The sequence below is a fragment of the Desulfosporosinus nitroreducens genome (assembly GCF_023897015.1).
Classification (GTDB): domain Bacteria; phylum Bacillota; class Desulfitobacteriia; order Desulfitobacteriales; family Desulfitobacteriaceae; genus Desulfosporosinus; species Desulfosporosinus nitroreducens.
Window position 1 is genome coordinate 160,568 of the sequence record NZ_JAMHFY010000005.1, and the last position, 26,503, is coordinate 187,070.

Annotated in this window: 26 protein-coding genes; 2 read left to right on the top strand and 24 right to left on the bottom strand. The window is 44.7% G+C overall.

The features are described from left to right. Positions 1-13: 13 nt before the first annotated feature. From M8E35_RS07830 to M8E35_RS07850, 5 genes are all read right to left on the bottom strand, one after another. Positions 14-502: a hypothetical protein gene (locus M8E35_RS07830; RefSeq protein ID WP_252468420.1), complete on the bottom strand. Its 489-nt coding sequence runs from the start codon at positions 500-502 to the stop codon at positions 14-16. 21 nt (positions 503-523) lie between these two features. Beyond that, positions 524-1,285, bottom strand: a complete 762-nt coding sequence (locus M8E35_RS07835) for a histidinol-phosphatase (RefSeq protein WP_252468292.1) — start codon at positions 1,283-1,285, stop codon at positions 524-526. Positions 1,286-1,309: 24 nt separating this feature from the next. After that, entirely contained in the window at positions 1,310-2,629 is a 1,320-nt protein-coding gene (locus M8E35_RS07840; RefSeq protein WP_252468293.1) for a metallopeptidase TldD-related protein, read from the bottom strand. Then, a complete protein-coding gene (locus tag M8E35_RS07845; RefSeq protein ID WP_252468294.1) occupies positions 2,626-4,119 on the bottom strand; it encodes a TldD/PmbA family protein in 1,494 nt (497 codons plus the stop codon). Before M8E35_RS07845 ends, M8E35_RS07840 begins: the two co-directional genes overlap by 4 nt. Positions 4,120-4,504: 385 nt before the next feature. After that, complete coding sequence (locus M8E35_RS07850; protein ID WP_252468295.1) at positions 4,505-4,996, bottom strand: GNAT family N-acetyltransferase; 492 nt, start codon at positions 4,994-4,996, stop codon at positions 4,505-4,507. Positions 4,997-5,273: 277 nt separating this feature from the next. Between M8E35_RS07850 and M8E35_RS07855 the strand changes: the two genes are divergently transcribed. Beyond that, the gene (locus tag M8E35_RS07855; RefSeq protein WP_073028363.1) at positions 5,274-6,188 is read left to right on the top strand and encodes a Na/Pi cotransporter family protein; all 915 of its coding nucleotides are present in this window, start codon (positions 5,274-5,276) and stop codon (positions 6,186-6,188) included. A 92-nt stretch (positions 6,189-6,280) separates the two neighbouring features. On the opposite strand, the gene mobB is transcribed toward M8E35_RS07855, so the two are convergent. The 7 genes from mobB to selA all read right to left on the bottom strand — a co-directional run bounded on the left by mobB (position 6,281) and on the right by selA (position 15,912). Then, entirely contained in the window at positions 6,281-6,808 is a 528-nt protein-coding gene (gene mobB / locus M8E35_RS07860) for a molybdopterin-guanine dinucleotide biosynthesis protein B (protein ID WP_252468296.1), read from the bottom strand. Between the two features lies 1 nt (position 6,809). Next, complete coding sequence (locus M8E35_RS07865) at positions 6,810-8,024, bottom strand: molybdopterin molybdotransferase MoeA (RefSeq protein WP_252468297.1); 1,215 nt, start codon at positions 8,022-8,024, stop codon at positions 6,810-6,812. Positions 8,025-8,190: 166 nt separating this feature from the next. After that, positions 8,191-10,128 carry a flagellar assembly protein A gene (locus tag M8E35_RS07870; protein WP_252468298.1) on the bottom strand — a complete coding sequence of 646 codons (1,938 nt, stop codon included), beginning with the start codon at positions 10,126-10,128 and terminating at the stop codon, positions 8,191-8,193. Positions 10,129-10,393: 265 nt separating this feature from the next. After that, on the bottom strand, positions 10,394-11,461 hold the full coding sequence (locus M8E35_RS07875; protein ID WP_252468299.1) for an LCP family protein: 1,068 nt from the start codon (positions 11,459-11,461) through the stop codon (positions 10,394-10,396). 111 nt (positions 11,462-11,572) lie between these two features. Further along, complete coding sequence (gene bshC / locus M8E35_RS07880; protein ID WP_252468300.1) at positions 11,573-13,147, bottom strand: bacillithiol biosynthesis cysteine-adding enzyme BshC; 1,575 nt, start codon at positions 13,145-13,147, stop codon at positions 11,573-11,575. Positions 13,148-13,186: 39 nt separating this feature from the next. Next, complete coding sequence (gene selD / locus M8E35_RS07885) at positions 13,187-14,257, bottom strand: selenide, water dikinase SelD (RefSeq protein ID WP_373887432.1); 1,071 nt, start codon at positions 14,255-14,257, stop codon at positions 13,187-13,189. Between the two features lie 239 nt (positions 14,258-14,496). After that, positions 14,497-15,912, bottom strand: a complete 1,416-nt coding sequence (selA, locus tag M8E35_RS07890; protein WP_252468302.1) for an L-seryl-tRNA(Sec) selenium transferase — start codon at positions 15,910-15,912, stop codon at positions 14,497-14,499. 222 nt (positions 15,913-16,134) lie between these two features. Between selA and M8E35_RS07895 the strand changes: the two genes are divergently transcribed. After that, a complete protein-coding gene (locus M8E35_RS07895; RefSeq protein ID WP_252468304.1) occupies positions 16,135-16,338 on the top strand; it encodes a hypothetical protein in 204 nt (67 codons plus the stop codon). Between the two features lie 136 nt (positions 16,339-16,474). Here the strand turns inward: M8E35_RS07895 and M8E35_RS07900 are convergent, their stop codons facing one another. The 12 genes from M8E35_RS07900 to M8E35_RS07955 form a co-directional block, all read right to left on the bottom strand. Next, positions 16,475-17,068 carry an adaptor protein MecA gene (locus M8E35_RS07900; RefSeq protein WP_073028372.1) on the bottom strand — a complete coding sequence of 198 codons (594 nt, stop codon included), beginning with the start codon at positions 17,066-17,068 and terminating at the stop codon, positions 16,475-16,477. A 207-nt stretch (positions 17,069-17,275) separates the two neighbouring features. Beyond that, complete coding sequence (locus M8E35_RS07905) at positions 17,276-17,722, bottom strand: hypothetical protein (protein ID WP_252468305.1); 447 nt, start codon at positions 17,720-17,722, stop codon at positions 17,276-17,278. 27 nt (positions 17,723-17,749) lie between these two features. Further along, positions 17,750-18,445 carry a GGDEF domain-containing protein gene (locus M8E35_RS07910; RefSeq protein WP_252468306.1) on the bottom strand — a complete coding sequence of 232 codons (696 nt, stop codon included), beginning with the start codon at positions 18,443-18,445 and terminating at the stop codon, positions 17,750-17,752. A 275-nt stretch (positions 18,446-18,720) separates the two neighbouring features. Next, positions 18,721-19,380 (bottom strand): lytic transglycosylase domain-containing protein, encoded by a 660-nt coding sequence (locus M8E35_RS07915; RefSeq protein ID WP_252468307.1) that lies wholly within the window; start codon positions 19,378-19,380, stop codon positions 18,721-18,723. A gap of 46 nt (positions 19,381-19,426) precedes the next feature. Beyond that, complete coding sequence (locus tag M8E35_RS07920) at positions 19,427-19,894, bottom strand: chemotaxis protein CheW (protein WP_252468308.1); 468 nt, start codon at positions 19,892-19,894, stop codon at positions 19,427-19,429. Between the two features lie 18 nt (positions 19,895-19,912). Then, positions 19,913-20,653, bottom strand: coding sequence for a flagellar hook-basal body protein (locus M8E35_RS07925; protein WP_252468309.1), 741 nt, complete (start codon positions 20,651-20,653; stop codon positions 19,913-19,915). Positions 20,654-20,695: 42 nt separating this feature from the next. Further along, complete coding sequence (gene flgB, locus M8E35_RS07930) at positions 20,696-21,097, bottom strand: flagellar basal body rod protein FlgB (protein WP_252468310.1); 402 nt, start codon at positions 21,095-21,097, stop codon at positions 20,696-20,698. 5 nt (positions 21,098-21,102) lie between these two features. Then, on the bottom strand, positions 21,103-21,894 hold the full coding sequence (locus M8E35_RS07935; protein WP_252468311.1) for a flagellar hook-basal body protein: 792 nt from the start codon (positions 21,892-21,894) through the stop codon (positions 21,103-21,105). A 42-nt stretch (positions 21,895-21,936) separates the two neighbouring features. Beyond that, entirely contained in the window at positions 21,937-23,322 is a 1,386-nt protein-coding gene (locus tag M8E35_RS07940; protein ID WP_252468312.1) for a flagellar hook protein FlgE, read from the bottom strand. A gap of 78 nt (positions 23,323-23,400) precedes the next feature. Then, on the bottom strand, positions 23,401-23,967 hold the full coding sequence (locus M8E35_RS07945; protein ID WP_252468313.1) for a flagellar hook capping FlgD N-terminal domain-containing protein: 567 nt from the start codon (positions 23,965-23,967) through the stop codon (positions 23,401-23,403). A gap of 9 nt (positions 23,968-23,976) precedes the next feature. Further along, the gene (locus tag M8E35_RS07950) at positions 23,977-25,587 is read right to left on the bottom strand and encodes a flagellar hook-length control protein FliK (protein WP_252468314.1); all 1,611 of its coding nucleotides are present in this window, start codon (positions 25,585-25,587) and stop codon (positions 23,977-23,979) included. Between the two features lie 77 nt (positions 25,588-25,664). Next, positions 25,665-26,414: a FliA/WhiG family RNA polymerase sigma factor gene (locus tag M8E35_RS07955; RefSeq protein WP_252468421.1), complete on the bottom strand. Its 750-nt coding sequence runs from the start codon at positions 26,412-26,414 to the stop codon at positions 25,665-25,667. Positions 26,415-26,503: the final 89 nt, after the last annotated feature.

A 26,503-nucleotide genomic window follows, 5' to 3' on the forward strand; every position in this document is an offset into this window, starting at 1 on the left:
TCCATCCCAAGTTTTAGCGTAATCGTTTTAACAGGGTCCAACGCCTCTGCACAAAGTCATAAAACAGCAACCATATAATTTTAAAATCAGAAGGAGGCACAACAATACTTGAGGCGTAAACCTGGAAATTACACATGTGAAATAGCGGAGAAACCACCCTAATTAAGAGGGCTAAAGGGTACTCATGATTGTATCCTTTAGCTTTCTCGCTCTTTTGTTGTAACAAAGCATTAAGCCTTCGCACGTACCCCTCAATGTATTCGGGAGCCGGAGGATGATCTGGTTCACGAGATCGTCCAAAAACATACCGCGCTTCCTCAGAATCGTAAAAAAGGTGGGTCACCTCCACACCTAGGCGTGTGCCATCTATTTGATTTTCAATCACAATGTCCGGCCGATCTGAATGCATGAAAACTTTATAATTCTCTCCTTGTTGTCTGCTTAATATTTCCACCAAAGCCTGAGCCGCACTTTCTTCAATGAGCCATTTCTCATCAAGCACATCTGCCAAAGTGTGTCACCCCTAATCTAGCGAATAACTTACTTTATCGAATTTGGCAAATCCAACGACCGATTGAACACCAATCTGGCGTAACAACAGACTCGCTTCATCCAGATCCCGTCCCACATTTTCCGCACAATGGGCATCTGACCCTAAGGTGAACCCAATCCCTCGCCGCTGAATCTCCTCGATTAAACGTCTTTCTGGATAAAATTCTTGAACTGGTTTATATCGGCCGTTAGTATTAACTTCCAGAATTAAACCCTGTTCAGCAACCGCCGTTAACGCCTCATCCGCTAGAGTTAAGATATCCTTTCCAGGCCGGGCTCCGAATACTTTAATAAGGTCTAGGTGGCCGATCGTTGTAAACAACCCACTTTTAGCGGCCAGCGTCACTACTTCAAAATACCTGGCATAAAAGTCATCAACATCTTTCTTGCGATGCATGTGTTCTTCTTCCGGAATATCAAAGATCCAGCCGTCAAACTCATGGACCGACCCTATCACAAAATCGAAGGGAAACTGATTGATCAGGTTCTTGATTCTTTCTTCTTCATGAGGGCGATATTCTGCCTCGAACCCGATTCGTACTGCTATATTAGGATAATCTTCGGCAACTTCCAGGATTAAGGGGAAGTTCATTTGATTCCAGTAATAGTCATGATCCGCAAACCCGATTTCTTTTAACCCCCGTCGGGTCGCTTCATCCAAAAAGGCCCGAATATTTTCTCGGTTAGCCTCCCGATCGTTATGCCCGAGAAGGTGAACATGTAAATCCAACATCTCTAAACGGTTCCTCCCCTGTCTCTAAAGAGTTTGTACTCCGGTCCTTATAATTAGATATGGATGCGTATCGAGGTCAGACAATGCCGTCTTTGTGGTTGGCGCTGCCAAATCCGCAAAGAAGTTACCGGATAATTTCACATCCGTCTTTCCTGCGATTTGACCCTTTAAAATTCTTAAGCTGTGAGGTGCACTAAGAGAATACGAGCCAGAAACCGAGTCCTGCGTATGTAACCCCAGCACAGACAAGATAAGAACTCCATCGTCAATCCCCTGTAAAGCTTGAACCCAAGGAACCTCAGCCTGGTGCTTAAGGTACAGTCCCGCCGTTCCTTGCGGAACAGCCGTTGGTTTAGTGCCCCATCGCACCGCATCTTTAACTTTCAGAAAGGGAGTCTTTAATTGGCCGTCCTGCACCAATACTGTTTGATTTGCGGGGACCCCCTCAGGCGTAACTAGATAAGACCCCAATTCCAACGGACGAAGCGGGTCAATTATTAAGGAGAACTGTTCGTGAAATACTTGTGTGTGATCTAGAAAACTCTCTTTTGAAAAAGCCCCTTGCCCCTCAATCACTCGATCTCCGGAAAAATTCGGAAGCACAAACTGCCTGAGCATGTCTTCCGTCATAGAAGGTGCAAGAATAACTTGAGTCTTAGGTCCGACAGGAGTTGCTTCCTTCTGCATCCATTCGTATTGATTCACCGTCTGACCCCATAACTCCTCCTGTTCTTTCGGTTGAATTAGTCGGCGCTTAGCAAACCCACCCCCAATCAAACTATCAAAGGAAAACCAGGACATAAATTGAGACTGCTGATAGGTAACAGCCAGCCCAGTTGAAGTACGAACATGCCGATAACCCCAAGCCGCCTGGATACTTCCCTGCATTTTAGCTTGTGAAGGTTTATCACTCAGCCAACAATTTACTTGATCAAATAAAAGCTTGTCATCTCCGGAAATGATCTTTTTAATAGCTCTGTCCTCTACCGCAACAAGGGGTAAGGATTCCGGAAATGGTATATGTACAGCATCCGGGTCTTCATAGGAGGCCTGTCTCCATTGTTCCAATTGCTTAGTCCAATATTCCGGACTGATTGAAAACGGAAGTTGAACCATAGCCTGACTGCATGTCCCATCCGCCCACACCAAAAAAACATCCCCGCTCTCCCCTTGACGATAACTTGGAGGAGTATAGACACTGCCCGGCGAATTATCTTTTATTCCCAAGGCCACCACTTCTGATTCATGAACCACAATCCGCCAAGCTGAGAGCCTGAGCTCCTCCTTCTTCGGCGACTGCTGGGATTGGTAGAGCAGATCCTCTAACTGCGCTATAAGTTTCATGCCTGTTCACCTCCTAAACTCACTTGTTGATCCGCATCCATGAGCAGGTATCGATGACTTCCGCCGCTTGATGCCACGGATTGCCCACCCTTTCCGCAAGTTCCTATAGCATCGTAACACCCTTCACCTAACCCGCCACGGATTGCCTCTAAAGCAGAAAGAATTTTCCCACTAAAAATCGAAGGCTGGTAAATCGGCAGATCAGGGTTAGCAACATCAATAATCCCGTCACATTGGAAGACGAAATCCCCTGTTTTGGGATTCACTTGACCGCCGCGATATCCTAACAGTAGTAAATTCTTTTCCCCTTCACGCAACTCGCCGTGCTCCAGGAGGGTTTCCCTGACAGCTTTAACTTCATCCATCAAATGCTCAGCTGGTGTCAATGGAAGCATGCGGTCAACTTGCAAACGGATATTGCTCATGCGAGGCAATGGAATATGCCCGTAACTCTCCGCACGCCCAGCTCCTGTTATCGGCATTCCTGCTTCTACAGCCGAAAAGATATCCCCCAGCCCAGCTTCTAACACTCCATCTCGCACTATCGTCACAGTCTGTCTGGGAAGGCCATTGGCCGAATAAGGTTGATTCGCCCAGTCCCCAACGAGCGGACCATCGATAATATTCACGCCCGGCCTTGCTACACGCAGTCCCTGCCTCAGTTTTCCTGCTTCACCAAGTACAGATTCGTTCATATGATCAGATTCCACGGCATGTCCAAATGCCTCGTGCGCCAGCCCTTTTGCCAACCCATAATCAATAATCAGCGGATAATGGCCGCTCGGCAACTGGGGTGCACCACAGACTGCCATTGCAAATTCAGCCCGGTCCATCGCCTTTTTCTCTAGTACATGATCTTCGAGTTCCTCAATAAGCAGAGTCGCATCCACTCCGCTGCGGTGAATCAACGTACTCTGAGCCTTGCCCTGATTTCGCACCGTCCCTTGATGCATCAGCACTGCTCGCGGAATGACAAAAGACACCAACGTCCCATCCGACCTTCCGATACACCACGTCTCTTCAACCTGGCGATAACTCGATTGCCACACTCCCTCAGGGAAAGAGCTCCGCAAACGAACATGTAGCTTCATCACCATCTCTTCAAGCTCAGCTAAAGGAATTTCCTCAAATCCTTTTTGAGCGGAATTCTCTACCTCCTCCTGAACCCGAGGAGCTTCCCAAATCTGCCGATTTCTCTTCGACCCGATTTCCTCATTTCTGCGAGCCAATTGAATCGCTTTTTCTACGAGTTTGCGGCCAACCCCTTCTTCGAAAACATCCGAAGTGGCAAAGCCCGATGCTCCTTTTTCCGTGAATGCTTGGACACCAAACCCACTGTCTTCCCCTGTTGATACCCTTTCAAAGCGCCCATTACTTAAGCGCATACTCCATTCTCGACGAGATTGAGCACGCACTATAAAGTAGCCTTCTATTCCCTTTGTCTCTTCCAAAACAGATTGGACCAACACCTTGATTTCTTTTTGCTCCAAAAGTAACCCTCCTATATCAACATCTGGTACAAATATGCTTAATAACCAGTTTTACTACTCATAATGGATATATTATACCACGTAAAAAAATTAGAAACTCTTTGAAAAACTTTAAAAACTTTCTAAATATAGGTTAACCTTAACTACCTATGAAAATAACCAATTTTCTTCCTTTCGATTATACCGATTTGGCGAACCACGCACTTCGTTCTTTGACCCTCGAAATTGGACCAACCCCTAAGTAATCCTTGGAAAAAAATATATCCCGAGGTTAGTATAAATACTAAAGCCTCAGGACATGATTTTAATAGTCTCACTTTTATTTTTTATCCCCACTCCTCTCTTTACTTCACTTGCGACAGTAAATCCGTCGCAAGCTTTTTTATTATTCTACATTTTTAACCAATAGTTTGCGTTCCTCTGCAAAACCGAAATTCTCGTAAAGTCGAAGTGCTTTCACATTATGACTGCTAACCGCAAGACCTAGGTATGGAATTTCATGTTCTCGACAATAGTCTTCCGCAGCCTTAAGCAACACCTGTCCGGCCCCTTTACCCCTCCACTCTGGAAGGACCACAATATCCATAATCCACCCTTGAGTGATCCCAGTTAACTCTTCCTGAGATGAACCATGAAGAACCAAATATCCGATTGGCCGTGCACTAGAATCCTCGTCCTGTTCCGGCTCCTCAACAATGAACACTGTAGATTTTGACTGCTCAATCCAGGTCCAAAACCCTCGAAGATATTCCTCTCTGTACTTGAGCGTTACCTCCATTGGTTGCCTGCGCCATGGGGAAATACTCTCTGGAATCCCAATTTTCCCAAGAGCATAAATAAAAGGCCAATCACGAACATTTCCTTGACGAACTCGCATATAATCACCTCTTAGGCTAACTTATGCAATCATCTCCAGTATCGCTTTCACCTATAAACAATATTCTTGATCAATTCCGAGATTCCCACTTAGCTGAACGAGTTCACTCAGACGAGTTTTCCCCCAGAAGCACTAGTAAAATAGCGCTTTTTTTATTTGTGGGAAAGTTTTCGTGCTAAAAGGATTTGGCTAAGTAAGTTCTTGACACTTTTCTTGCTCAATATATTTAACAGAGAACGTAAACAGAAAGGGACGAGATGAAAAGGAGGGGACACCACTGTATATTGCTATCCTAGCGTTGGGCCTTTGCCTGCTTCTCTGGGGGATGAAAATCCTGCGGCAAGGGCTTCAATCATTTGCCGGACATCGCCTCCACCAAGCACTTCTGTGGATGACCGCAACTCCCTGGCGTGGTTTTTGGAGCGGATCAATTTCCACGGCTCTTCTTCAATCTAGCACTGCCTTAACCGTCATGGCTGTATCTTTCGTTGATGCCGGACTCCTCCCTTTTGGCAACGCCTTCGCGCTGATTTTAGGCAGCAATATCGGCACTACTTTAACGACACAGCTCCTTGCTTTTCCCTTAGACCAGATAACCCCTTACATCATGGTTTTTGGCTCTCTTGGCTTCCTTTTTATTCCGTCTCATTGGCGGTTTCTTTCCCAGTCGGTTTTTGGCTTAGGCGTTCTCTTCTTCGCATTAGGCTTACTCCAAGTGGGGATGGCCCCGCTCGTCGACTTACCTGTGATTCAGAATTTCCTTAAACAGCTGGGTGACAACCATCTCCAAGGGGTAATTGCCGGAACAGCAGTATCCGCCCTGCTACATTCCTCCAACGCCACAACAGGGATTGTTATGTTGCTTACGGCTGACGGATGGATCACCCTTCCTACTGCTCTCGCCTTCATCTTTGGCGCAAATATTGGCACCTGTTTTACCGCTGTTTTTGCAGCTCTAGCCTCCTCACGAGCCGCTCAGCGGGTGGCATTGTTCCACGTCTTACTTAACGTATTTGGAGTACTGCTATTCTTACCTTTTGTTGAACCAATGGCCTATGGACTCACCATTATGGGAGGAAGCCTCTCGCGACAGGTTGCTAATGCTCACACCATTTTTAATCTTTTGTCCTCCCTATTGGCCTTTCCCTTATTGCCCTGGTCAACCCGGTTCCTGAAAAAAGTGCTCCCTTAAAAATAGCTGCTCACCAAAGCGTTCAAGCGATGGCGGCAGCCTGTATCCCATATTACCTGACCATGACCTTCCTGAAAGGTGAGTGAATAAATTTACCCAGCGCTTCCCTTGACACCAAATTTACTCTCGATTAAGTCACAAATTCCTTGGACATCATCTAACCCAAAGCAGGGTATCCCGTTATCAAACTCAACATCACTGGCTATGGCAATAAGTTCCTCAAGTTTAGAAAAGAGCTCCTGATGAACAGCTGAGCGATAAACCTCAATCTTTGGCTTGTTAGCATGCTTATATCCTTCAGTAAAAATTACATCTACCCCCTGAATTCGGGCCAGAACCTCATCGAGGGGCTGATCGTCTGAGACGCGTTCTAAGATGGCAATCCTTTTGGGAGAGCTGATTGCCACAACATCCGCCCCAGCACGGTCATGGCGCCAGGTGTCCTTGCCTGGTTGATCCATCTCGAACCCATGGACATCATGTTTTAAGGTCGCTACCCTCCAGCCGCGGCGTTTAGCTTCACGAATAAGCTTTTCTAAGAGTGTAGTTTTCCCTGAATTAGACTTGCCGCCTACAATTGAAATAACAGGAATTTGTGAACATTCCTCTTTTTCATCCATCTTAGCTCTCCCAGTCTGCAATCCAGCGTGCCATTAAGAGTTCGCCAACCTCAACAGGTCCATGATTTGCTGGTACATCCACTAGTAAATGGCTGCCAATCATAGAACGAAGGATTCCAGATCCCTGAGCAGAAGCCAGGTCCGCCCATATTACTCCATCTTTAAACACCGCCTGAGCCCGCAGGAAGCGTCGTTGTTTCCCCGGCCTGCCAAAGCAACCCGCCATTTTAACCTGGAATTCCGCTTCTTCGGGGGTGGAACGTCCTGCTAATTTGCGAAGCGCCGGACGAACCAATAGTTCAAACGTTACCATCGCTGCTGCGGGATTTCCTGATAATGAGAAAAAGAGTTGCTTTCCTTTTTGTCCAACAGAAACCGGGGTCCCTGGTTTTAAATTCAATTTCCAAAACAGCATATCACACCCAAACTGGGCAAGAGCATAGCGCATAATATCATAATCTCCAACAGAGGCCCCACCTGTAGATATGATCACATCAGCCTCCGCAACTTTTTCTAAGGCATCAAGCGTATCCTCTATTTGGTCGTAAACAATGGGAATGACGAGAACCTCGCACCCGGCCTCCTGAAGCATTCCACGCAAAGTGTAGCTGTTACTGTTATAGATCTTGCCCGGGTATAATGGTTGCCCCACATCCATCAGTTCCGAACCTGTAGAGAGTAACCCAACCCGCGGACGACGGTATACCTTGACTTGATTTGTGCCAACCGCAGCAAACAACCCAATAGCAGGCGGAGTTAAATAAAACCCTCGTTTAAGAAGAATATCCCCCTCTTGGATTTCTTCCCCTTTATGTACGATATTAGAATCTGGCAACACCGGACGAGAAATCGTCACTTTATCGCCCATCAACTCAGTGTCTTCCATACGAACTACACAGTTAGCACCAGGTGGAATCGGTGCACCGGTAAATATCTTGGCAGCCTCACCCCTAGTAATAACTCGCTCAGAAAAAGTTCCCGCTGGAATCTCACTTACAACGTTAAGCTGAAGTGGTCGAGGGTCAACCTCAGTGGCTAGATATGCGTACCCATCCAGTGGTGAGCGAGCAAACGGAGGCATAGCAATTTGTGATATAACATCCTGAGCTAACACATGCCGATTGGCGTCTGCAAGAGAAATGCACTCCGTTTCCACCGGCTGGATGCGAGCGAGGACTAACTCCAAAGCCTCTTCTAATTCAATCATTATTTTCATGCCTCTTCGATTCCTTCCGCTACAAGTAGTTACAAATTTAATTATTAACTCATTAGACTTCTTTGAAATTAGATTGCCTGTCCTATTGAAATAAGCACGCTTTAAGTGTAACGATAATTCAAAACATTGTCAAAAAAAACCTGTCAAAGCGACAGGTTTTTAATTCTTAATTGGGGATTGGATTGGCCCTTATCTTTTCAATTTGAACCTTGCCATTTTCGCGATAGATTTCTAAGTTGCGGTAGGGTTCTTCAATTTGGATAATTTCTTTACCCACCGCGATTACAACATTCGAATGGCAATACTTCACGTAAAGACGGCTTTCGGGACTAATTTGAACAAAGGTTGAACTAACCTCTGAACCCCCAAGTTCGCGGATTTGGACCTTGCCTCCCGCAAAAATTTTGCCCCCTCGACAAACACCCTCAATCGTAACATCCCCTTCTACACGAATGTCCGAATTGTAGGTCCCTTTCTGACACTCAAACGATCCCCCGCACTCAATGGTTGCCCCTTGTACATAACTAACAACAAAACTGAGCTTATCTGAAATCTCGATGGTTAAACTTTGAGTAAATTGTTCGAAAGCCTGATTCACTCGCAGTAAAATTGGTATAGATTGAGGTTCTAACGGCCCTAACCCAGTCAAAAAACGTTTCGCTGTTCGGATAGAAACACTAAGGCCTTCAGTGATCACTTCGTCGTCCTTATTATCTATTATAAATTTTTCTAAGCGATTTGACAGTTTAGGAAGTTCAGGAAATTGTTTCTCCATAACTAACTTTAGACACTGCCCTTGTTTTAGATTAACAGCCCCCGGCGACTTAATCACCTCTGCCGTACGCTGTAAGCAAGCGCTTAGACGATTCTGCAACTCAGAGGCAAGGCGAAGAAGTTCTGAACGCACCACGAATTTTTCACCAATTACGATTTTTCCACCTAAAAGATTCTGATGAATCTTGGCCCCTTTTTCAGCTCTTATTTCAGCATGGGAAACAGATCCTCTGATTTCTATCTTTCCCCCGGCAAAAACACGGAGCCCGTCTTGAACATTGCCATTCACGAAAACATCTCCTGGGAATTCAATGCTTCCAGTGGCCAGATCAACATCCTTATTCATTATATAGACATGCTCAACCGAGTACGTTTTCTCATCAAGACGTACAGGTTGTCCCGCACAATTAGCCACCACTTCAAGTTCGTTGGGTGAAAGATAGACATTCTTTTTAAGCCGGAATTGAAAATCCTTGGCAGCAGCCGCAGGAAGAACCTTCCCTAAAACATCTTGGCCTGGTATCCCAGGGCTGCTAGGGATTTTACGTGCGAGAACAGCACCCTCCTCAACCAATTTTACCTTCGAAGCAAAAAAGTCAATCTTTTTTCCCTCTTGCCCTGAATTTGCTTCAGGCTCACCTACAAAGTCCTCTAATCTTGCGTGTTCGGGCGGAATCGGAAGAGTTGCTTCAGCAACAACAACCTCTTGCACGCCTTTGACCGCTAAAATCTCCTCCCAAACTCTGAGACGCCGTCCATGAACAACCTTCAATTGCTCCAAGTCTGCATTTAACCTGGCCTCATCCCAGATCTCACCCTGAGCCGGCAGGCTTTCCCAAGTAAGAAACTGAACCAAATTAATCTCCTCTGCAGGAGGGAGATTTTCAGCAAGGATATAATGTCCCGGCAATTCATGTTTAACTTTCGCAACAACAGACAATCCCTGAAAACGGACATCCATTTCCCAAGTCAACAGTCCGGGCTGAGCCAACGGATGGAATTCCACTTGATCCCCAAAGCTCACACGAAATGGATTTTCTTGAAGAACCCCATTATACCAAACTTCTCCGGCCTCCCAATATGGGGTAAACTGTTTAACCCCTTCACCAAGAACAATAGTATACTTCGTTCCATCCCAAATTGTTTGACTCGGCCCCACTACTGGTACTTGAACTTCCTCCCAAATTAGGCGAACTTTCCACTGACGGGAAAAGAAACTGGGTTTATCTATCACTTCAAGCGTGATATCTTCCGGTAAAATATTTAGTTTAAGTGCCCATTCTTTTTTTATGTCTTCAAGGGATCGCGCCTGAACGACTTTTTCTGGCATAATGCTACACCCCGCTTTTCGAAAAGTTTTCATTTTTTAAATAATATCATAATTTCGTCCTATCCCTATAGGTCTTTAGTCCTATTAATGTATAAATTGTGCAAAATAATCAGGTGATTTTCTTTAAGCTTCTATATTTACTCTTTAAACTACACTCCATGAATTTAAATTGCCGTAATTTAGGGAATTCTAGAGTAAAACCGGGCTGTAATAAAAAAGATTATCTACAGCCCGGCCTAATGAACATTATGCTGCCCTTAAGAAATCAGGTGTTATTTACCATTATAGATACCTGATGCCCCGGCGATTTTAACCCATTCGGATCTTGGCTGTTCCCAGGAACTTGGGGCAGAGGCTTAGTGGGTGTGGGGATGACCGGCTTTAACAAATCCACATGCTCCTGGTCAATTACTTTATCTGTCGTCTTCCCTTGGAATAAATCTTTAACCACTTTCTTAGCCTCGACAGGATCGACTTTCCAGTAGCTTACCCCATCCAGATCAAGAAATGACCCCGGCAACGTCTGGGAAACCATATTCGAACTGTCAAATCCAACGGCAACTTTAGACAGGATAAGAATGTCTTTGGCCGACAAATTTGTGTTAACAGCATCCATTAATTGGGGAACGAGAAAGGGGAGTTTTGGGATTGTGCTAAGCTGAAACATCTCCTTAGCTACTGCTTTTAGTACTACTTGTTGCCTGGCAGTCCGCGAAATATCGGCTAACGCGTCATGGCGAAAACGGGCATACTGCAGGGCCTTAGAGCCATTTAAACGCTGTTCGCCTTTACGCAGATTAATATACCCATCCTCATCATCACCCGTCTCATAGTACATATCTTTCTCTACATTAACCGTAACTCCACCTAAGGTGTCAATAATTTTCTTAAACCCTTCAAAGTTAGTCTGTACATACCCCGCTATTTTTTCCCCAGTCAGCTCTTCCACGGTACTTTCCAGTGTAGATAAATCCTTCAATGAGACAATCTCATTAATTTTTTTATAACCATGGCCTGAGAGGAGGACTCTCGTATCACGCGGAATCGAAAGTAAACTTGTCCGCTGTGTTTTTGGATCGACACTGGCTAGAATAATTGTATCCGTACTAAACTTCTTTTGATCAGGGCGCTGATCTGCCCCTATAAGTAATACGCTGACTCGATTTTTTAATCCGTCATCGTTAAGATCTGATAAATCTCCACCCGATATCTTACCCGATTCAGAAAATACCATATACCCTACAGCCCCAGCTGCAATAACTACCGTTAAAGTAACAACCATCATGATTAACCTAAACACCCGCTGCACATCACCAACTCCATTATGTAACATCCTCTTTTATCATTATACCCAACTTTAAATATTAGAAAAGAAAAATCACAAAATCTTTAGAAATACTTAAGAAAACAACTAATCTAATTCTAAAATGTTTAAAATAACTTTTTAGAGAAGTATCTGATGTTCGGAAAAATCGCCAATTGGAATTTCTGCCACTCGGTCCACAAAGCTAAGCCCATAACGCATAACAAAACTAAAAGGATTTAAAACCCGTTCCTGCCTCGAATGATTAGGAACAATTCCATCCTCAAGCTGTTGTAAGCGGCTAAGTACATCACTGCATCGTTTGCGTTGTGCCTGCCAAACCTTTCTTTCTAAATAGTCTAATTGAAACTTGACTTTCGCCTCATTTCGATCCAACCAATCACTGACATTGGCATGAACCTCTTGGAGTGGTTTCAGTTCTGCATATCCCCTTGCAATTTGTTCCCGCATACGTTGAAAGTGGTCATCAATATCCAGGGTATCCTGTTCTCGCACGAGGCGATTTCGCTGTTCCTGTAAACCATGGTTAACATCCGCTAGCGTTAATCCTTGCTTTTTCAGATATTTCTGCCAAGAAGCTGTCAACGCTACAGCAGACAAACGCGGAAAAAGAATCGGCATTGCGAAGCCAAGCTTGGCAAATACTCCCCCGAGCTGAGCCCAGTAATTCAATTCCCCCGGCCCTGGTACATATGCCAAAGTCGGAAACAAATATTCCTGAATCACAGGGCGGGTTACTACATTAGGGGAAAATTTCTCAGGCGCTTGGGCTAGCAATTCATTTAGACTATCCAAATCCATTGGCTCTTTTTGCCCGCGCAAATAAAACGATTCCGCACTATATAGAATCGCACGTCGTTCAGGTACAGAAAGAAACAAATTAACCTCCCCGCCAGTTGGTTGTATTTGTGGATTAAATCCAAGCTCAACCCATCTATTTGTGCGTTCGGCCAAAGCTTCCCTTACATCTGCATGCATTTTTAAGATCTGCTCATACATTGGCGCTGCTAAGCGCTTAAATTCCGGTATCATAGGATCAAAGAAAATCAGACCCCATTTATGGACCAGCCACTGTAAGGTCAGGGCAAACCAGTGTGTTAAATTCTCTGCTTGTTCAGTTAACTGACGACATTCCTTCAAGACGGAGGATCGAAATTCACTATCTGGCATCTCTACAAGTTGGGCTTCGATTGTTTCCCAGTCAGGAACCTTTTGATGCCCTACAGATTCCCCACCCCCATCGCCCGGCAGCAAGCAAGGAATCGGTTTTCCCTCAGAATTTAAGATATAGGTCTCGCGAATTTCTTGCCAGTCATGATCTTCACCCGCAATCCAAAAAACTGGGACAACCGGACGACCCAGTTTTTCACGTTGCTCTTTAGCTAATTGGATAGTGGTCATGGCTTTATACAAAGTATACAATGGCCCGGTCAGGATTCCCGCTTGCTGTCCGGTGATCACTGTAAGAGTCTCTTTCTGTCTCAGTTCTTCAATCATCTGCAGGGTTTCGGAATTCGCCCCTAAATTCCTATGATACTCCTTCAGAGTATCTGCTAAAATCTCTCTGGAATAATCTCTCGAGTCTAAATATACTGCCCTTTGTTCAAAACTCTTCTGAATTTTAGGATCACCGCTCGGAAAAAATAAAGCTACTTGTTCAAAACAAGTAGCTATGGTTTGCATTAGATCTCTCATCTTTATCCCCCCGCTACCTTACCAGTACACGGTATTTTATCATGCACGACTTGAAACCGCAATTCTTCCCGGCTCGCCTTTATTAACTCGGCCGATAACAGCTGCAGCAAGGGTCTTATGTTCCTTTAATTGTTGAAGCAATGAATTAACACGTTCTTCAGGAACAGATATTAGCAACCCTCCCGACGTAATTGCATCAAAGAGGACAATTCGCAACTCATCCGTAACTTCCGATTCGAAATCCACTTTATTCTCCAGATGACGGCGGTTGGCCTGAGTTCCTCCCGGAATCGCTTTTTGGGCGATACACTGCCAGACACTGTCCAAGACTGGTACAGCACCAGCATAGACCTCTGCACTGCAACCGCTGGCCTCAAGCATTTCATGCAAATGACCTAACAGCCCAAAGCCTGTCACATCTGTAACGGCATGAACTCCAACAGATATTGCTGCTTCAGCAGCCCCCTTATTCAACGCAGCCATAACTCTAATGACTTCCGCTTCGGCCTCCGGTGAAACAATTCCGCGTTTGATCCCAGTTGTGATAATTCCAACTCCCAGCGGTTTTGTAAAAACTAGGATATCCCCTGGCTCAGCCATGGCGTTAGAAAGGACATGGTCTGGGTGCACAATTCCAGTGACCGATAATCCGTATTTTGGCTCAGGATCATCAATAGAGTGCCCGCCTACAAGAACCGCACCCGCCTCTCGAATCTTATCGCTTCCACCTTGCAAAATCTTAGCCAAAACTTCCATGCTCAATTTTTTAACAGGGAAAGAAACTAAGTTCATCGCAGTCAACGGTTTAGCTCCCATTGCGTAAATATCACTTAAAGCATTCGCAGCAGCAATCTGCCCGAAAGCATAGGGATCATCTACCACCGGAGTAAAAAAATCAACGCTTTGAACAATAGCCTGTTCATCATTTAAACGGTAAACCCCGGCATCGTCTGAAGTCTCCATGCCTACTATAAGGTTAGCATCCTCTAGATTCGGCGGTAAGTAGCGCAAAACTTGCGCCAGGTCCGAAGGACCTATCTTGCATCCTCAGCCAGCCTTCGTAGACAACTGAGTCAGCCTGACCTTCTCCGTCACCTTATCTTGCGTCATATTAAGATCCATCTTTGCACCACCTATCGCTTCATTAACTAAATCATCTTTAGATATATCACTCTTTAATTATAACCATATATAACACCACGTCAACTATCGACTCCACCTTGACCCAACTTAAAAGACACTTTTTACAATCGTAACTCAGCCAATAAGTGTAATGATATTGCAAAGTGAACCATCCAGCCAACCATAAAGTAAGACTCCCTGAAGCTGTGGTGATCGTGCAATCCGTTTCACTTATCCCATTGCCCTAACCGCAGAACAATCTCCTCACTGTCACCACTCAACAATGTTCGTACATCAATCAGTACCCGATCCTTGTGAATCCTAGACAGTATTGCTACCGGACCCAGTCTCAAAAACTCCTCTAATTCAATAACGTTCCCTTCTACCGGCCGAATGGCACACACCCAAGTCGGAAGCCCTACCGTAGGCCAAGCTCCGCCACCCACCTGAGAAACATCCTCTTTTAACTCGACAGCGATCTTCTGATTCGGCTGAAGTGCCATAACCAGCTCAGACGCTGCTTTATGTAGTGTATCCAAAGGGGCAGAGAGCATTCTCCAGACAGGAATATCCTCTATTTCCCCATTCTCATATATGCGAAGAGTCCCTTCGAGCGCTGCCAAAGTTAATTTATCAACTCTCAAAGCTCGAGTTAATTGATTTGCTCTTAATCGTTCAACAAAAAATCTCTTTCCCACTATGATTCCAGCCTGCGGTCCGCCAAGCAATTTGTCTCCACTGAAAGTTACGAGTGACAGACCTGATTTAACGGCTTGTTTAATAGTTGGCTCCGTCGGAAAGCCCAGACTTGCCCCGTCAAAGAAACTGCCGCTTCCTAAATCCTCCATTACGGGCAAACCCCGCTCTTCACCAAGTTCCACTAACTCTGCTCCTGTAACAGCATGAGTAAACCCTTCGACCCGATAATTACTCGTATGTACTTTCAAGAGCAGAGCAGTATCCGGCCCGATGGCTGCTTCATAGTCCTTTCGCCAAGTCTTATTGGTAGCTCCCACTTCCACCAACCTTGCTCCCCCTGCTTTTAGCACCTCAGGTATGCGAAAGGATCCGCCAACCTCCACCAATTCCCCTCGTGATACAATAACTTCTTTCCCCTGGGCAAAAGTATTCATCATCAATAAAACTGCGGCCGCATTATTATTAACAACCATGGCTGCTTCTGCACCCGTGAGACGGCAAAGAAGCTCTTCAACATGGACATAGCGTGAGCCCCGCTCACCAGTCCGAATATTCAGCTCAAGGTTGCTGTACCTTTCTGCTTGTTCCGAAACAAAACGTGCGACTTCTGGTGCAAGCAGTGCTCTTCCGCAATTGGTATGCAAAACAACCCCAGTCGCATTGATAACCCGCTGTAAATTATATTCAATACTTGTCAGTTTCTTCAGAAGCTTGTCTCTCAAAGATGTCCAAAGGGAAGCTTCAAACTCCTCATACGAATCTGCTAAACTTCGGTTAATATTTTCCCGTGCGCTTTGTAAAACCTGTCGAACGCACTGAGTCATACGAGGCAACCACCTCTCATTCGTCATAAACGGACTGAATTCTATGTCGTCTTCAAGCCGAGAAAGCACTTCATGAACAGCCGGTAGGGCCCTTAATCGCCTATGTATCTCTTGTCGCACTAATTGCCAACTCCTTATGGACCTCCATTATTATCGACCAATTTCCCGTAATCTGGCCCGCACACTTTTTAGGATTTCGACAGTAGGATTAGCATATGATAAAGGAAACCTAAGCACTGAGTTTTACCTAACCATCAGAAACAATCTTACTTATTTGCTGAAGTCCTCGTCTGCTGGCCTCCGGCCTCTGACCTCAGACTTCTTATTTCAAGGAGGTATTCCATGTCTAATATCAACTCAGCTCGAACACTCATGCAGCCAGCGCGTCAAGCCATTATTCTTCCCTTTAAGACGCGCTCCCAAACAAACGAGCAATTCTCTCCCTGTATCTTTTGCGGTAAAACTATGAGAGTACATAAATTTAAAGGCAAAACAGTTTGCATAAACTGTCTGCGCCTAATACCTGCTATCTTCTCCTATGGATAAACATTATTCTTGATTGCCACTTATCCGACAGTGGTTATGACCTGATCGATCACAGCCAAGGCTCGAAGCGGCAACCAGCTATCCATAAAATAAACAATATTGTAAAAGGGAAGCAACTTGCTTCCCTTTAGAGTGTCTAGCTTTGTGTCGACTTATTGAAAGCAGCGTTAAGCGTTTGAACGGCCTTTTCAAGGATTATCCCTTTACCGTGTTCAGACAGGAAAACTCCGGTTGTGCCGACGATTTCACCGTATTCATCAAGGATTGCTTCTGCCAAAAACCTTTTCTTACCCGTTCCCATTCGGTTGAGTACAAGATAGTATTCTTTTTCGAACTCATAAAGTCCCGAACGAAGTTGGGCAAATTCCGGTAAACGTGCAACAGCCGAAATCACATCTTCTAAATCTGCAAATACATAGACCAATTCTGTAACCCGACCTTTAGGGGTTTTTCGACCCGCCTTCTCTTTAACAGAACCCTCAACCTGATCTTCTTGCTTCATGATCGTAATTACAAACTCATCATTCGTTGCCACAGTTGCTTGAATCCAAAAAGGTTGATCTAAATTAAATTCAACTTCTTCTCTGGCTTGCGCGATGAGTTCCCAAAACAATTGCTCCGTCTTAGCTGACCGTTGAAAAAGATCAGTCATCGTGATATCCCTGTCACTTAATTCTGTCAAAGAGATAAAGATGCGGATGGTATGCTCATTAACTTTTTGGACACGCACATCCCCCACTCTCCTTTCCGCATCGTTTCTTACTTTAGATTATACATACTCTATCTTATTCTCATTATAACATATTACGCCAATACTTTTCCTGTGAAATCTATGAGAATGAAGATTATCTCTTCCCCAATAGTTTAGTACCCCTTGCACTCACAATCACAATAAGCAGTTCCCGACTTATACCTCTATCTTATTAGCAAATTCATTCTATAGCAAGCTGCCTAAAAGCTCACAACGAATGACTTCTCGACGCGTCGGTAAATACATAAGCTCAACTTGATCGTCTACTTTCACTTTCTCATAGACAAAAAAATCAACATAGAATTGCATTTGTTGCGCTCCGCTGCGGATATCTACACTGTAGGAGCTTGAACCAGAGTCAAAAGCCTTTCCCTGAACCGACCCTTGGATAATACCAGGTTTATCAAACCAATCTGGTTGAGAAAACAGAAATAGTTCTGTATATACACCTAACACTCCAATCCAGATTGAGACTTTCATCGTCAAGAGCAAGAATCCCCAGACATCACGGGCATTTCGCCACGTATTAACTAACTTCCAAACCAATCTGGAGAGTACCATTGCAAATATCAAAAAGAGTACGATCAAACTAGGCCAAGTCGTACTCCATAGATAACTATAATAGTCTGCCATTTCTTACCCCTTTACAAACCCAGTTATTTACCCTAACTTATGCTTTCTGCTTTCAACTAGACAACAGTTCCCTCCATTTGCTTTAACAGTATAGAGCAAATGATCTACTCTATCAAAAAATTCTTCGATTGGTTCATCTCGATAAATGGCCATTCCCATACTTAATGTTACCCTTCCACGATTTGGAAGCGTTTCGAAGGAATGTCGAACTCTTTGTGCTATTTGACGTGCCTCTTCATAATTTGTTTCGGGCAATACGAAAGCGAATTCATCCCCTCCGAAACGATATACCCCATCCATAGTGCGAACAGCGTCCCTAAAGATCTGCCCCGTTGAATGCAATAATTCGTTCCCTGCACGATGCCCGAAAGTGTCATTATAGTTTTTGAACCTGTCCAAATCAATCAGAATCAGCGTCAGTGGCTTTTGTTTTCTAAGAGCACGTTGCGATTCACATCGTATCCGTTCCTTGTACGCCTTAAAGTTACCGAGGCCCGTAAGCTCATCTAGTGTTGCCAATTCTAAAAGCCTGCGACGGTCATAGGCAAGTCTATAGATTACCAACATCGTACCAGCAGCAATAAAGATAACTCCCGCTGTTCTGAGCCAGTAATTCGTTATCCCCTGCAGAAGAATTAAGCTTATAAAATAACCTATTGCAAAAAGAAATGAACGAAGCTTATACCTCGTATGTGTCAGCGTAGATCTAGATCTTTTGACCATTATTCTATCGCCTCCAAACGCTTTAAGACAGATGTGTCTATCCATTTAATTAAAAGTTAATTTTATTCTTTGGTTTTAACTATATTGTTCGCTAAAGAGCCCTTATCTCCTTCTCTTTTAGTAATAATTTCTTTTTATGGATCTAGAAACCAAAAAGGAGCAGTGTCATTTCACGCTCCCTAAATAACCGATTTAACCATAAGTGCTATTTATCTTTAACTTTTAAATGAAATTCTATATAATTTTAAAGAGATTGTCAACTAGGAGCCTATTTTCTACGCTCTCCAATCGTTTTGATTTAATCCTGCCATTATCTTTTGCACATAGGCCTGTGTCTCCTTATAGGGAGGCACTCCATTATATTTATCCACTGCACCTGGCCCGGCATTATAAGCAGCTAAGCTCAGAGGAATATTCCCCTCAAAGCGATTCAGTAAATCCTTTAAGAAATGCGTTCCACCATCTAAATTCTGAGTCGGATCATAGGGATTTTTAACTCCATAAGATGCAGCAGTTCCCGGCATCAGTTGCATTAAGCCCATCGCTCCGGCAGGAGAGGTTGCCTTCGAATTAAACCCTGATTCTGCTTTGACTACCTGCTGAATAAGATTTGGATCGACTCCATATTTTTGAGCCATAGAATAAATAAGATGCTCTAGAGAACCAGCATTTTCAGCTTTCCCCTCAGGAGCCCGGAGTGCTTTATAACTATTGACTGACGACATCCCGGACATCCCCTGCATTAGACCGGTAAGTCCTTGGGAAGCATCTCCCCCTCCCCCAAGAGCGGCTTTAAGCAAGGTGGCAAACAGCAGTGAATTTGAACTGCCACTTTCTCCGGCTCCAGACAAATCGTTCTTATCAGTTTGTGTGGTTTGCCAAGATCCATTCATCTGTTGAAGTTGAAATAGGAGAATTATTTGAGCCATGTTCACTTAAATCAACCTCCTATCTTCAAAAAATTTAAAACAAAAACACTGGTTAATGAGAAATTAATTGACCTAATTCCTTGACCTCATCGCTCTCGAGAATTTGTTCCGGAATGAGTTTAATAATTATTCTATCGGAAAGATTAACTACTCCACCTATAAAGGGATCAGTAACCAGCGACGGGGGGGGAACAATATTCTCTAAAATTCGAACCTCGCGCAGTTTATCCACAGCAAAACCCACATGATTTCCATGAACCTCTGTGATTAGGGCAAAAGTATTCTGATCTTCTTGCGAGTCCGAACCTTCTGTCGTCATTTTTATTGGATCAATTCCGAACCGCACATGCAAATCGATCAAAGGGATAGCCACACCTCGAATAGTAATCAGACCACACACATACGAAGGGGCATTTGGAATTGTACTTACCTCTCCAAGACGGGTAATTTCCCGAACCACATCGATGGGCATCGCATACTCTTCTTGACCTAATGAGAAAACGACAACTTGAACCGCCATCCTAACCATCCTCCATCGCTAAATCTTCCCGACCTCATTAACTGCCTTACCCAACATCTCGTCTTGGGTCTGGATTATCTTTTGATTGGCTTCATAAGCTTTCATGACCGTCATCATTTGAATCATTTGTCCAGAGAGGTCGACATTAGATGCTTCCACCGCTCCCTGTCGAACTGCACCAACGGCGGCTTGAACCGGTTGATTGGCAATATATAAAGATTGACCTTCACGTTGTAAAGCATCTGCCGGAATCTCGACGACACGTATTTGATCGACTCTTTGTCCTTGATCCATAATTGTGCCATCAGCGCTCACCCTAAATTCAGAACTCAAAGGACCGATGGGGCCTGCTTCACCCTGAAGGGAATAACCATCCGCGGTTCGAAGCATCCCGTCACCATCTAACTGAAAGTGTCCATTGCGAGTATACCGTTCTCCACCCGGCGTCTGGACGACAAAATATCCTGGTGAAGTTAAGGCCAAATCTGTATTAATCTCCGTCGCCTCTAAAGATCCTTGAACATTAGACATGGCAAGGCGGTCAACGCCTACCCCTCTGCCCATCTCACCAACCTCAACAACTTCAGAAGCTTCGTTTCCTCCCATTCGTTGAATCAGCATTGAAGGAAAAGAAATATTACTAGCTGTCTGTTCCTTATAGCCTGAAGTCTTTAGATTGACAACGTTATCTCCAATAACCTCACTTTGAGTTTGCGCGGCTAACAAACCTGTGGCCGAAGTATATAATCCTCTTATCATTTTAACCCGCCTTTGTTTCTTACTTAGCGTTTAAATCCGGAATTACTTAACAACCATTCGAAGCAAACCTAGCTGCGAAGAGATGGTACGGGTAAGGGAATTGTAGTATAAGCCATTTTCAGCTACATAAGTCATCTCTCGGTCAACGTCCACGTTATTTCCATCATTGCGAAAGGATGTTGTATTATCTGTCACAACCCCTGAACCGTCCCCTTCTTGGATACCCGGAATGTGCTTCGGAGTCGTCAACTTCATAGGCAGGTTTCCACTCTTTTCACCTAAGGCAGTCCCCAAGACCGTCTGGAAATCAACATCCGAACGTTTGAAGTTTGGAGTGTCAATATTCGCAACGTTATTAGACAAGACCTGATGCCTCCTGCTCGACGCATCAAGGCCTTTCTGCAATACACTTAGAACTGGCCCCTCCAACCAACCACCAGCCATACACCTTACCTCCTTAGGGAATTAGCAAGTCCCCACATCTTATCCCCGTCCTGAACCAGCCTGGCACTCATTTGATAAGCTCTTTGGACCTGTATGAGATCAGTCATTGAAGTGGCCAAGTCAACATTTGATTGCTCTAAAGACTTACTGCGAATCGTTCCAAGTACCAGATTGCCGGCAGTGATATTACCTGGTTCTCCAACCTGCGGTTCACCAGAATTAACAGTAGGTACAAAGAGGTTGTTCTCATTTCTAAAGAGTCCCTGAGGATTCTGAAATCCTGCCAAAACAAGCTGTCCAAATACCATACTTTCTCCATTGCTAACCCCGGTTATATCTCCATTTGCAGCAACTGCTATTTCTGTGGCACCGAAGGGAATCAACCCATTGGTTTGGACAATGTTTCCCTGCATATCCGAAAGTTGCCCTGACTCATCTATTTGAAAGGCCCCTGCCCGAGTATAGCCCATCTCTCCATTTGGAGTCTGCACTTGAAAAAAACCTGCGCCATCAATCCCTAAATCCAAAGAGCGCTCAGTTTGCCCTAGAACCCCTTGCTGAAAATTGGTCCCAATACCGCTAGTCAGCACTCCGGCCCCAACGTCCAGAGTCTCCACAGTATTTTCATCTTCAGCATTTATTCTTCCGGAACGCACTTCTGTCGCCAAAGCCTCAGCGAAAACCATCTGATTCGCCTTAAATCCGGGCGTATTGGCATTAGCCAGGTTGTTCCCAATGGTGTCTATCGCTATCTGCTGCGCACGGACCCCCGACGCAGCAGTTCCTACTAGGCGCATTTAGCAACCCTCCGTCTTCTCAAATTGCATTTAAAGCTTATATTAGCGTTTGAGATTAATGAGTTCTTCTAAGAGAGTATCAGAAACCGTGATCACCCTCGAATTGGCTTGGAAGCCACGCTGAGTCACGATCATATCCGTAAACTCCGTTGAAAGATCGACATTGGACATCTCTATAGAGTTTGAAACGATACTTGCTCGGCCATCCTCTCCGGCAGCCCCAATAGTAGCCATCCCAGAGTTATTCGTTGTGGTAAAGAAATTACCACCCACATTTTGAAGACCTGCATCATTGGCAAAGGAAGCTACAGCGATTTGGGCTATTTTATGAGTTACTGAATCTACCCCATTGCTGTACACCCCGGTAATCACTCCACTTTGATCGATGCTAAAGTCTGATAAAGTATGGGGTGCATTCGTGAAATCATAACTGATTGCTGCCGTTACTGCAGTTGCTGCTGGAGTAGCAGCCCCATCGGTCCCGAAAGTAATTACATATTCCCCATTCGTTTCTTTCACAGTATATTCCAAATCTCCTGGGGTATCAGAAGTTGACAATTTATATGCGACAGGTGTCGTACCTGTAGGATCGTTATATACAATTGCTCCCGGTTTGGGAGGATAATCTACGACAGCAGTAGTACCACCTGTAGCATTCTTAATTGTAGTAGGGTCCACATAGTGGATGGTTAATTCGGGACTTGGAGTTGCACTCATGTCCGAAGCAAAAGTTACTATCCCAGTCTTTTGGTTAAATGAGTATTGACCAGACGCTGGAGTAGTACCATCCGCTACTCTCGTCATGCCCTCAATCGTCAGATTTTCCGCTCCAGGCACAGAAGTATCAAACGTCCGTAGAGTTGATGGAGCAGTCGGAGCATCGGTAGCCGCTACCGAAATAGTCAGTACATCTATTGGCATAGCACTATCCGATGCCAATACGTCCCCTTTGTTAAACCTTATATTCGACGCTTCTCCCCACGCAACAGGGGTTGTATCATCCGCACCCCAGCTGTAGCCTTGAACCTTAGCTCCTGTTGCCGGATCAATCAGAGTACCATCGCTATCCCGGTCAAACCCACCCGCTCGAGTGTATACTTCCTGCCCGTTATTATTTAACACAAAAAATCCCGATCCTTGCAGCATCATGTCTGTTGCTTTTCCTGTGGACTGTGAACTTCCCTGGGTCATAATCTGATCGATCGAGCCTATTCTCATACCCAGACCGACTTGCATCGCATTGGTTCCCCCTTGAGCCGGGGAAGGGGCCGAGGCTCCTTTCAAGGTTTGGCTAAGCTCGGTGGCAAACGACACCCTGCTCCTCTTAAAACCTGCAGTGTTAACATTTGCAATATTGTTACCAATAACATCCATTTTGACTTGGTGATTTTTCAATCCCGAAATGGCGGAATATAACGAACGCATCATAAGACGTATTTCCTCCCTATTGCTTAATACTCTGCTAAACCAGCAGGATAGTTCTTATCTGTATATCTTGATTGCCAGTTAAACTGTTTCCAGTTCTGGTTCAGTTACGCTTTCATCTTCTGGTGTAGTCGTGTCTTCCTCAGTATCCGTGGGCTCATCAGTAACTGGCGGCGTTATTTCAGGCGTTTTCTCTTTAACCAGCGTAATCAGCCCCATCTCCAAATCTACGACTGTTCCGTCTTCCTTGCGAATTTGAAGTTTCGGGTCACCATCAAGCCACTTCACCGCTTCAACGGTTCCTTCAATGATGGTTTTACCATCAATATCCACTCCGCTTGCCCATTTGCCAATCATGGCTGACCCTTGAGTAAGGGCTGATTGTTGGGAGAAGAAGGTCATACTTTTGTTTAAAGCATCCATAGATGTTGCAATATTGTTCATCTGCTCCAAAGAGCTGAACTGAGCTAATTGGGCGATGGAATCTTTGTTATCCGTTGGATTTAAGGGATCTTGATTTTGCATCTGGGCAATAAGCAGTTTAAGAAAATCGTCTTTCCCCAGCGAATCATTAGTTACGATTGTTTGGCTATCACTTAAAGTATTAGCTGAATTTTTATTAGAAGTTGCATCAATTGTTGTACCCATAGCTACCTCCTATGCCGTAACATTAATCCTATTGACTCCATCTTGTCCAAGGGAGTTGGGATTGGTAATTATAATTTGATCCTCATCTTCGTTAGTAAGCAGATTACTTTGCTGGAGCGTTCTTTGGGCCTCATCCCCTTGAGGCTGTTGTTGCCCTTCTCCACCTTGTCCCATTTGCAACGAGCCACAGTTCACACCTTGATTCATTAAGTTTTGGCGTAAATCCGAGAGCTGATTCTGGAGGAGTTGTCCAGTCGCCGCTTCAGAAGCTTGCACCTGTAAATGGACCTGTCCACTCTCCCAACGCAAGAAAATCCTTATACTTCCCAATTCAGCTGGATGAAGCTGAATATCTAATTCCTTCAAAGCCTGTTGCTTATTCATGACTTGCTCACGCACTACGGTTGAGATCTGTTCCCAGAGCGGAATTGCACTCATTTTGCCATCTGCACCAGCAAGGGATACGACGTTAGCAACTGCCCCAATACCCATGCCTGAAGGTTGAATTTGACCATCTTTTGTTCCTGATAGATCGTAGGATTTTATAGAATTATTAGGCTTGTTAAGTTCTTCTCTAATAGCATCTTGGAAATTCCCAAATAGCTTATTCTCCTGTGGACTTGTGCCCTCGAATCTCTGCTGAGCTTTAACCTGAGAAGCAGCCTCTTTCTGAGCGTTCGCGATAGATTCCACATCGACCCCTATGATCTTCAGCTGATTAAGAAGTGTTTCATTAGCTCCTCGGAGTCCTTTCGCACCTCCAGCCCCTTCACTTAATATAGGGTAGAGGGCTGCCAATAGATTAGCTGCTTTCGCGTTCAGCCCAGGGTCACCACCATCAGCCTTACTGCTCCCAGCAAGAAAACCTTCAATCAAGTTTATAAGTCTATTCTGCCCACCGGTCTTAAGGTCACTTTCAATACCGTCATCTGCGGTACTCCACCCCTTGATAATTTGGGCCATTTCCTGACGATAAGCGTTTGCTCCTTTGCTATCAGCCCCTAAAAGGCTTCCTGCTGGAGTGGAATCAGTAATCTCTCCTGAAAGCGCCACCAAAAGGTTAGCTATTACCTGTCTATATTTATCCAATTCCGTGATTCCCAGGTTATTACCCTGAAAGCTTAGTGCCGTCATCCCTGTCGACTCTAAACTTTCATCTGAGGCCAAAGAAACCAGGTTCAACATAGCTGCCTTAAGATTCTTACTGGCTTCACCTGACACATTGCTTAATCCTAAGTTGGCTAATAATGAATTCTCAATTCCCTGACTCATAATCTCTCCGGAATTGGCCTCCTTGCCTGCCGGAAAATCACTCTGAAGCATCTCAGTAAGAAACGGAAGCACGTAATTACCATACCCAAGAATGCTTTCTAATCCATTCGAGTTCTGATCACCTTGCGCTGGATTAACATTACTCTGCTTTTTCTCCGAATCTTGGTCTGCTAAAGAGCCTTGCCCCTTCGAATTTGAGTCTAAATTCATTCTGCCATTAAGCATAGCAGCAAAAACTGTTGCCGCATTTTTACAGCCCTCTGACGTCTCTTTTCCCTTCGAGGGTACAATGTTTTCTAATTTATTGCCACCCTTTAAGGTATCCGAAAGGACATTAATACCTGTCATTTGCCGTCACCTCCTAAATAAGACTCTATGAGTTATATCGACAAACTTCCCCTAAAACATTAGGATGATTATTTTTCTTAGAATAAGTTCCTCTTTTGTCGACTAAGCCTTCCCCTCAACCGCAAGATCGCTTGGGAATGCAGTTGGGAAATTCTAGATTCCGAGAGTTTCATGACGGCAGCAATCTCTTTCAAAGTGAGTTCTTCTTGATAATAAAGCGCTACTACTAATTTCTCTTTGTCAGGTAACTTGTCCACTGCTATTGCCAGAATTTGTTTTTGCTCATCTTTCTCTACGTCTTGATATGCGTCCAAAGCGCTAGGGTCTACGAGCAAATTAAGAGGCGTTCCACTATTGTCTCCATCAATATCAACCGTGGTTTCATCGAACGAGGTCAGAGTCAGAATTTGAGCTTGTGCCATTACCCCTTCTATCTCCCGCACTTCCACTTTCAGCAGCTCTGCGACTTCTTCGGCGGTAACTGCCCGCCCAAGCTGATATTCTAACTCAGCAAACCCCTCTTGAACCCGCTTCACTTTCTGCCTAGCTGAATGTGGCACCCAATCCATAGTTCGAAGTCCGTCGATCATGGCGCCGCGAATGCGTATCGAGGCATAGGTTTCAAATTTCCACCCTCGAGCGGCTTCAAATCGTTCTAAGGCATCGAGTAACCCAAAGACACCATAACCGATGATATCATCCTCGTCGACATGGGAAGGCAGAGAAATTGCTAAACGACCAGCAATACGCTTAACCAATGGCAAGTATTTTTCTACATATTCTTGTTTCCAAGGTCCGCGCGGGGCGGCTTCATAGGCGTTCGGCATCAAGTTTACTCACCCCCATTTTCGTAGTTCGTAGTTAGTAAGTTCGACCTCGGGTAACTAGTATAAGGTTGGTAGTTCGTCCTTCGAAC

What these genes read in the sequence shown, in the direction of transcription:
- M8E35_RS07945 (WP_252468313.1), bottom strand. Translation starts at nt 23,967, where the DNA reads ATGGGTACAACAATTGATGCAACTTCTAATAAAAATTCAGCTAATACT.
- bshC (WP_252468300.1), bottom strand. Translation starts at nt 13,147, where the DNA reads ATGAGAGATCTAATGCAAACCATAGCTACTTGTTTTGAACAAGTAGCT.
- M8E35_RS07935 (WP_252468311.1), bottom strand. Translation starts at nt 21,894, where the DNA reads ATGCGCCTAGTAGGAACTGCTGCGTCGGGGGTCCGTGCGCAGCAGATA.
- M8E35_RS07910 (WP_252468306.1), bottom strand. Translation starts at nt 18,445, where the DNA reads ATGGTCAAAAGATCTAGATCTACGCTGACACATACGAGGTATAAGCTT.
- M8E35_RS07925 (WP_252468309.1), bottom strand. Translation starts at nt 20,653, where the DNA reads ATGATAAGAGGATTATATACTTCGGCCACAGGTTTGTTAGCCGCGCAA.
- M8E35_RS07850 (WP_252468295.1), bottom strand. Translation starts at nt 4,996, where the DNA reads ATGCGAGTTCGTCAAGGAAATGTTCGTGATTGGCCTTTTATTTATGCT.
- M8E35_RS07940 (WP_252468312.1), bottom strand. Translation starts at nt 23,322, where the DNA reads ATGATGCGTTCGTTATATTCCGCCATTTCGGGATTGAAAAATCACCAA.
- M8E35_RS07835 (WP_252468292.1), bottom strand. Translation starts at nt 1,285, where the DNA reads ATGTTGGATTTACATGTTCACCTTCTCGGGCATAACGATCGGGAGGCT.
- M8E35_RS07950 (WP_252468314.1), bottom strand. Translation starts at nt 25,587, where the DNA reads ATGACAGGTATTAATGTCCTTTCGGATACCTTAAAGGGTGGCAATAAA.
- flgB (WP_252468310.1), bottom strand. Translation starts at nt 21,097, where the DNA reads ATGGCTGGTGGTTGGTTGGAGGGGCCAGTTCTAAGTGTATTGCAGAAA.
- M8E35_RS07920 (WP_252468308.1), bottom strand. Translation starts at nt 19,894, where the DNA reads ATGGCGGTTCAAGTTGTCGTTTTCTCATTAGGTCAAGAAGAGTATGCG.
- M8E35_RS07955 (WP_252468421.1), bottom strand. Translation starts at nt 26,414, where the DNA reads ATGCCGAACGCCTATGAAGCCGCCCCGCGCGGACCTTGGAAACAAGAA.
- M8E35_RS07840 (WP_252468293.1), bottom strand. Translation starts at nt 2,629, where the DNA reads ATGAAACTTATAGCGCAGTTAGAGGATCTGCTCTACCAATCCCAGCAG.
- mobB (WP_252468296.1), bottom strand. Translation starts at nt 6,808, where the DNA reads ATGGATGAAAAAGAGGAATGTTCACAAATTCCTGTTATTTCAATTGTA.
- M8E35_RS07870 (WP_252468298.1), bottom strand. Translation starts at nt 10,128, where the DNA reads ATGCCAGAAAAAGTCGTTCAGGCGCGATCCCTTGAAGACATAAAAAAA.
- M8E35_RS07895 (WP_252468304.1), top strand. Translation starts at nt 16,135, where the DNA reads ATGTCTAATATCAACTCAGCTCGAACACTCATGCAGCCAGCGCGTCAA.
- M8E35_RS07875 (WP_252468299.1), bottom strand. Translation starts at nt 11,461, where the DNA reads ATGTTACATAATGGAGTTGGTGATGTGCAGCGGGTGTTTAGGTTAATC.
- M8E35_RS07905 (WP_252468305.1), bottom strand. Translation starts at nt 17,722, where the DNA reads ATGGCAGACTATTATAGTTATCTATGGAGTACGACTTGGCCTAGTTTG.
- M8E35_RS07865 (WP_252468297.1), bottom strand. Translation starts at nt 8,024, where the DNA reads ATGAAAATAATGATTGAATTAGAAGAGGCTTTGGAGTTAGTCCTCGCT.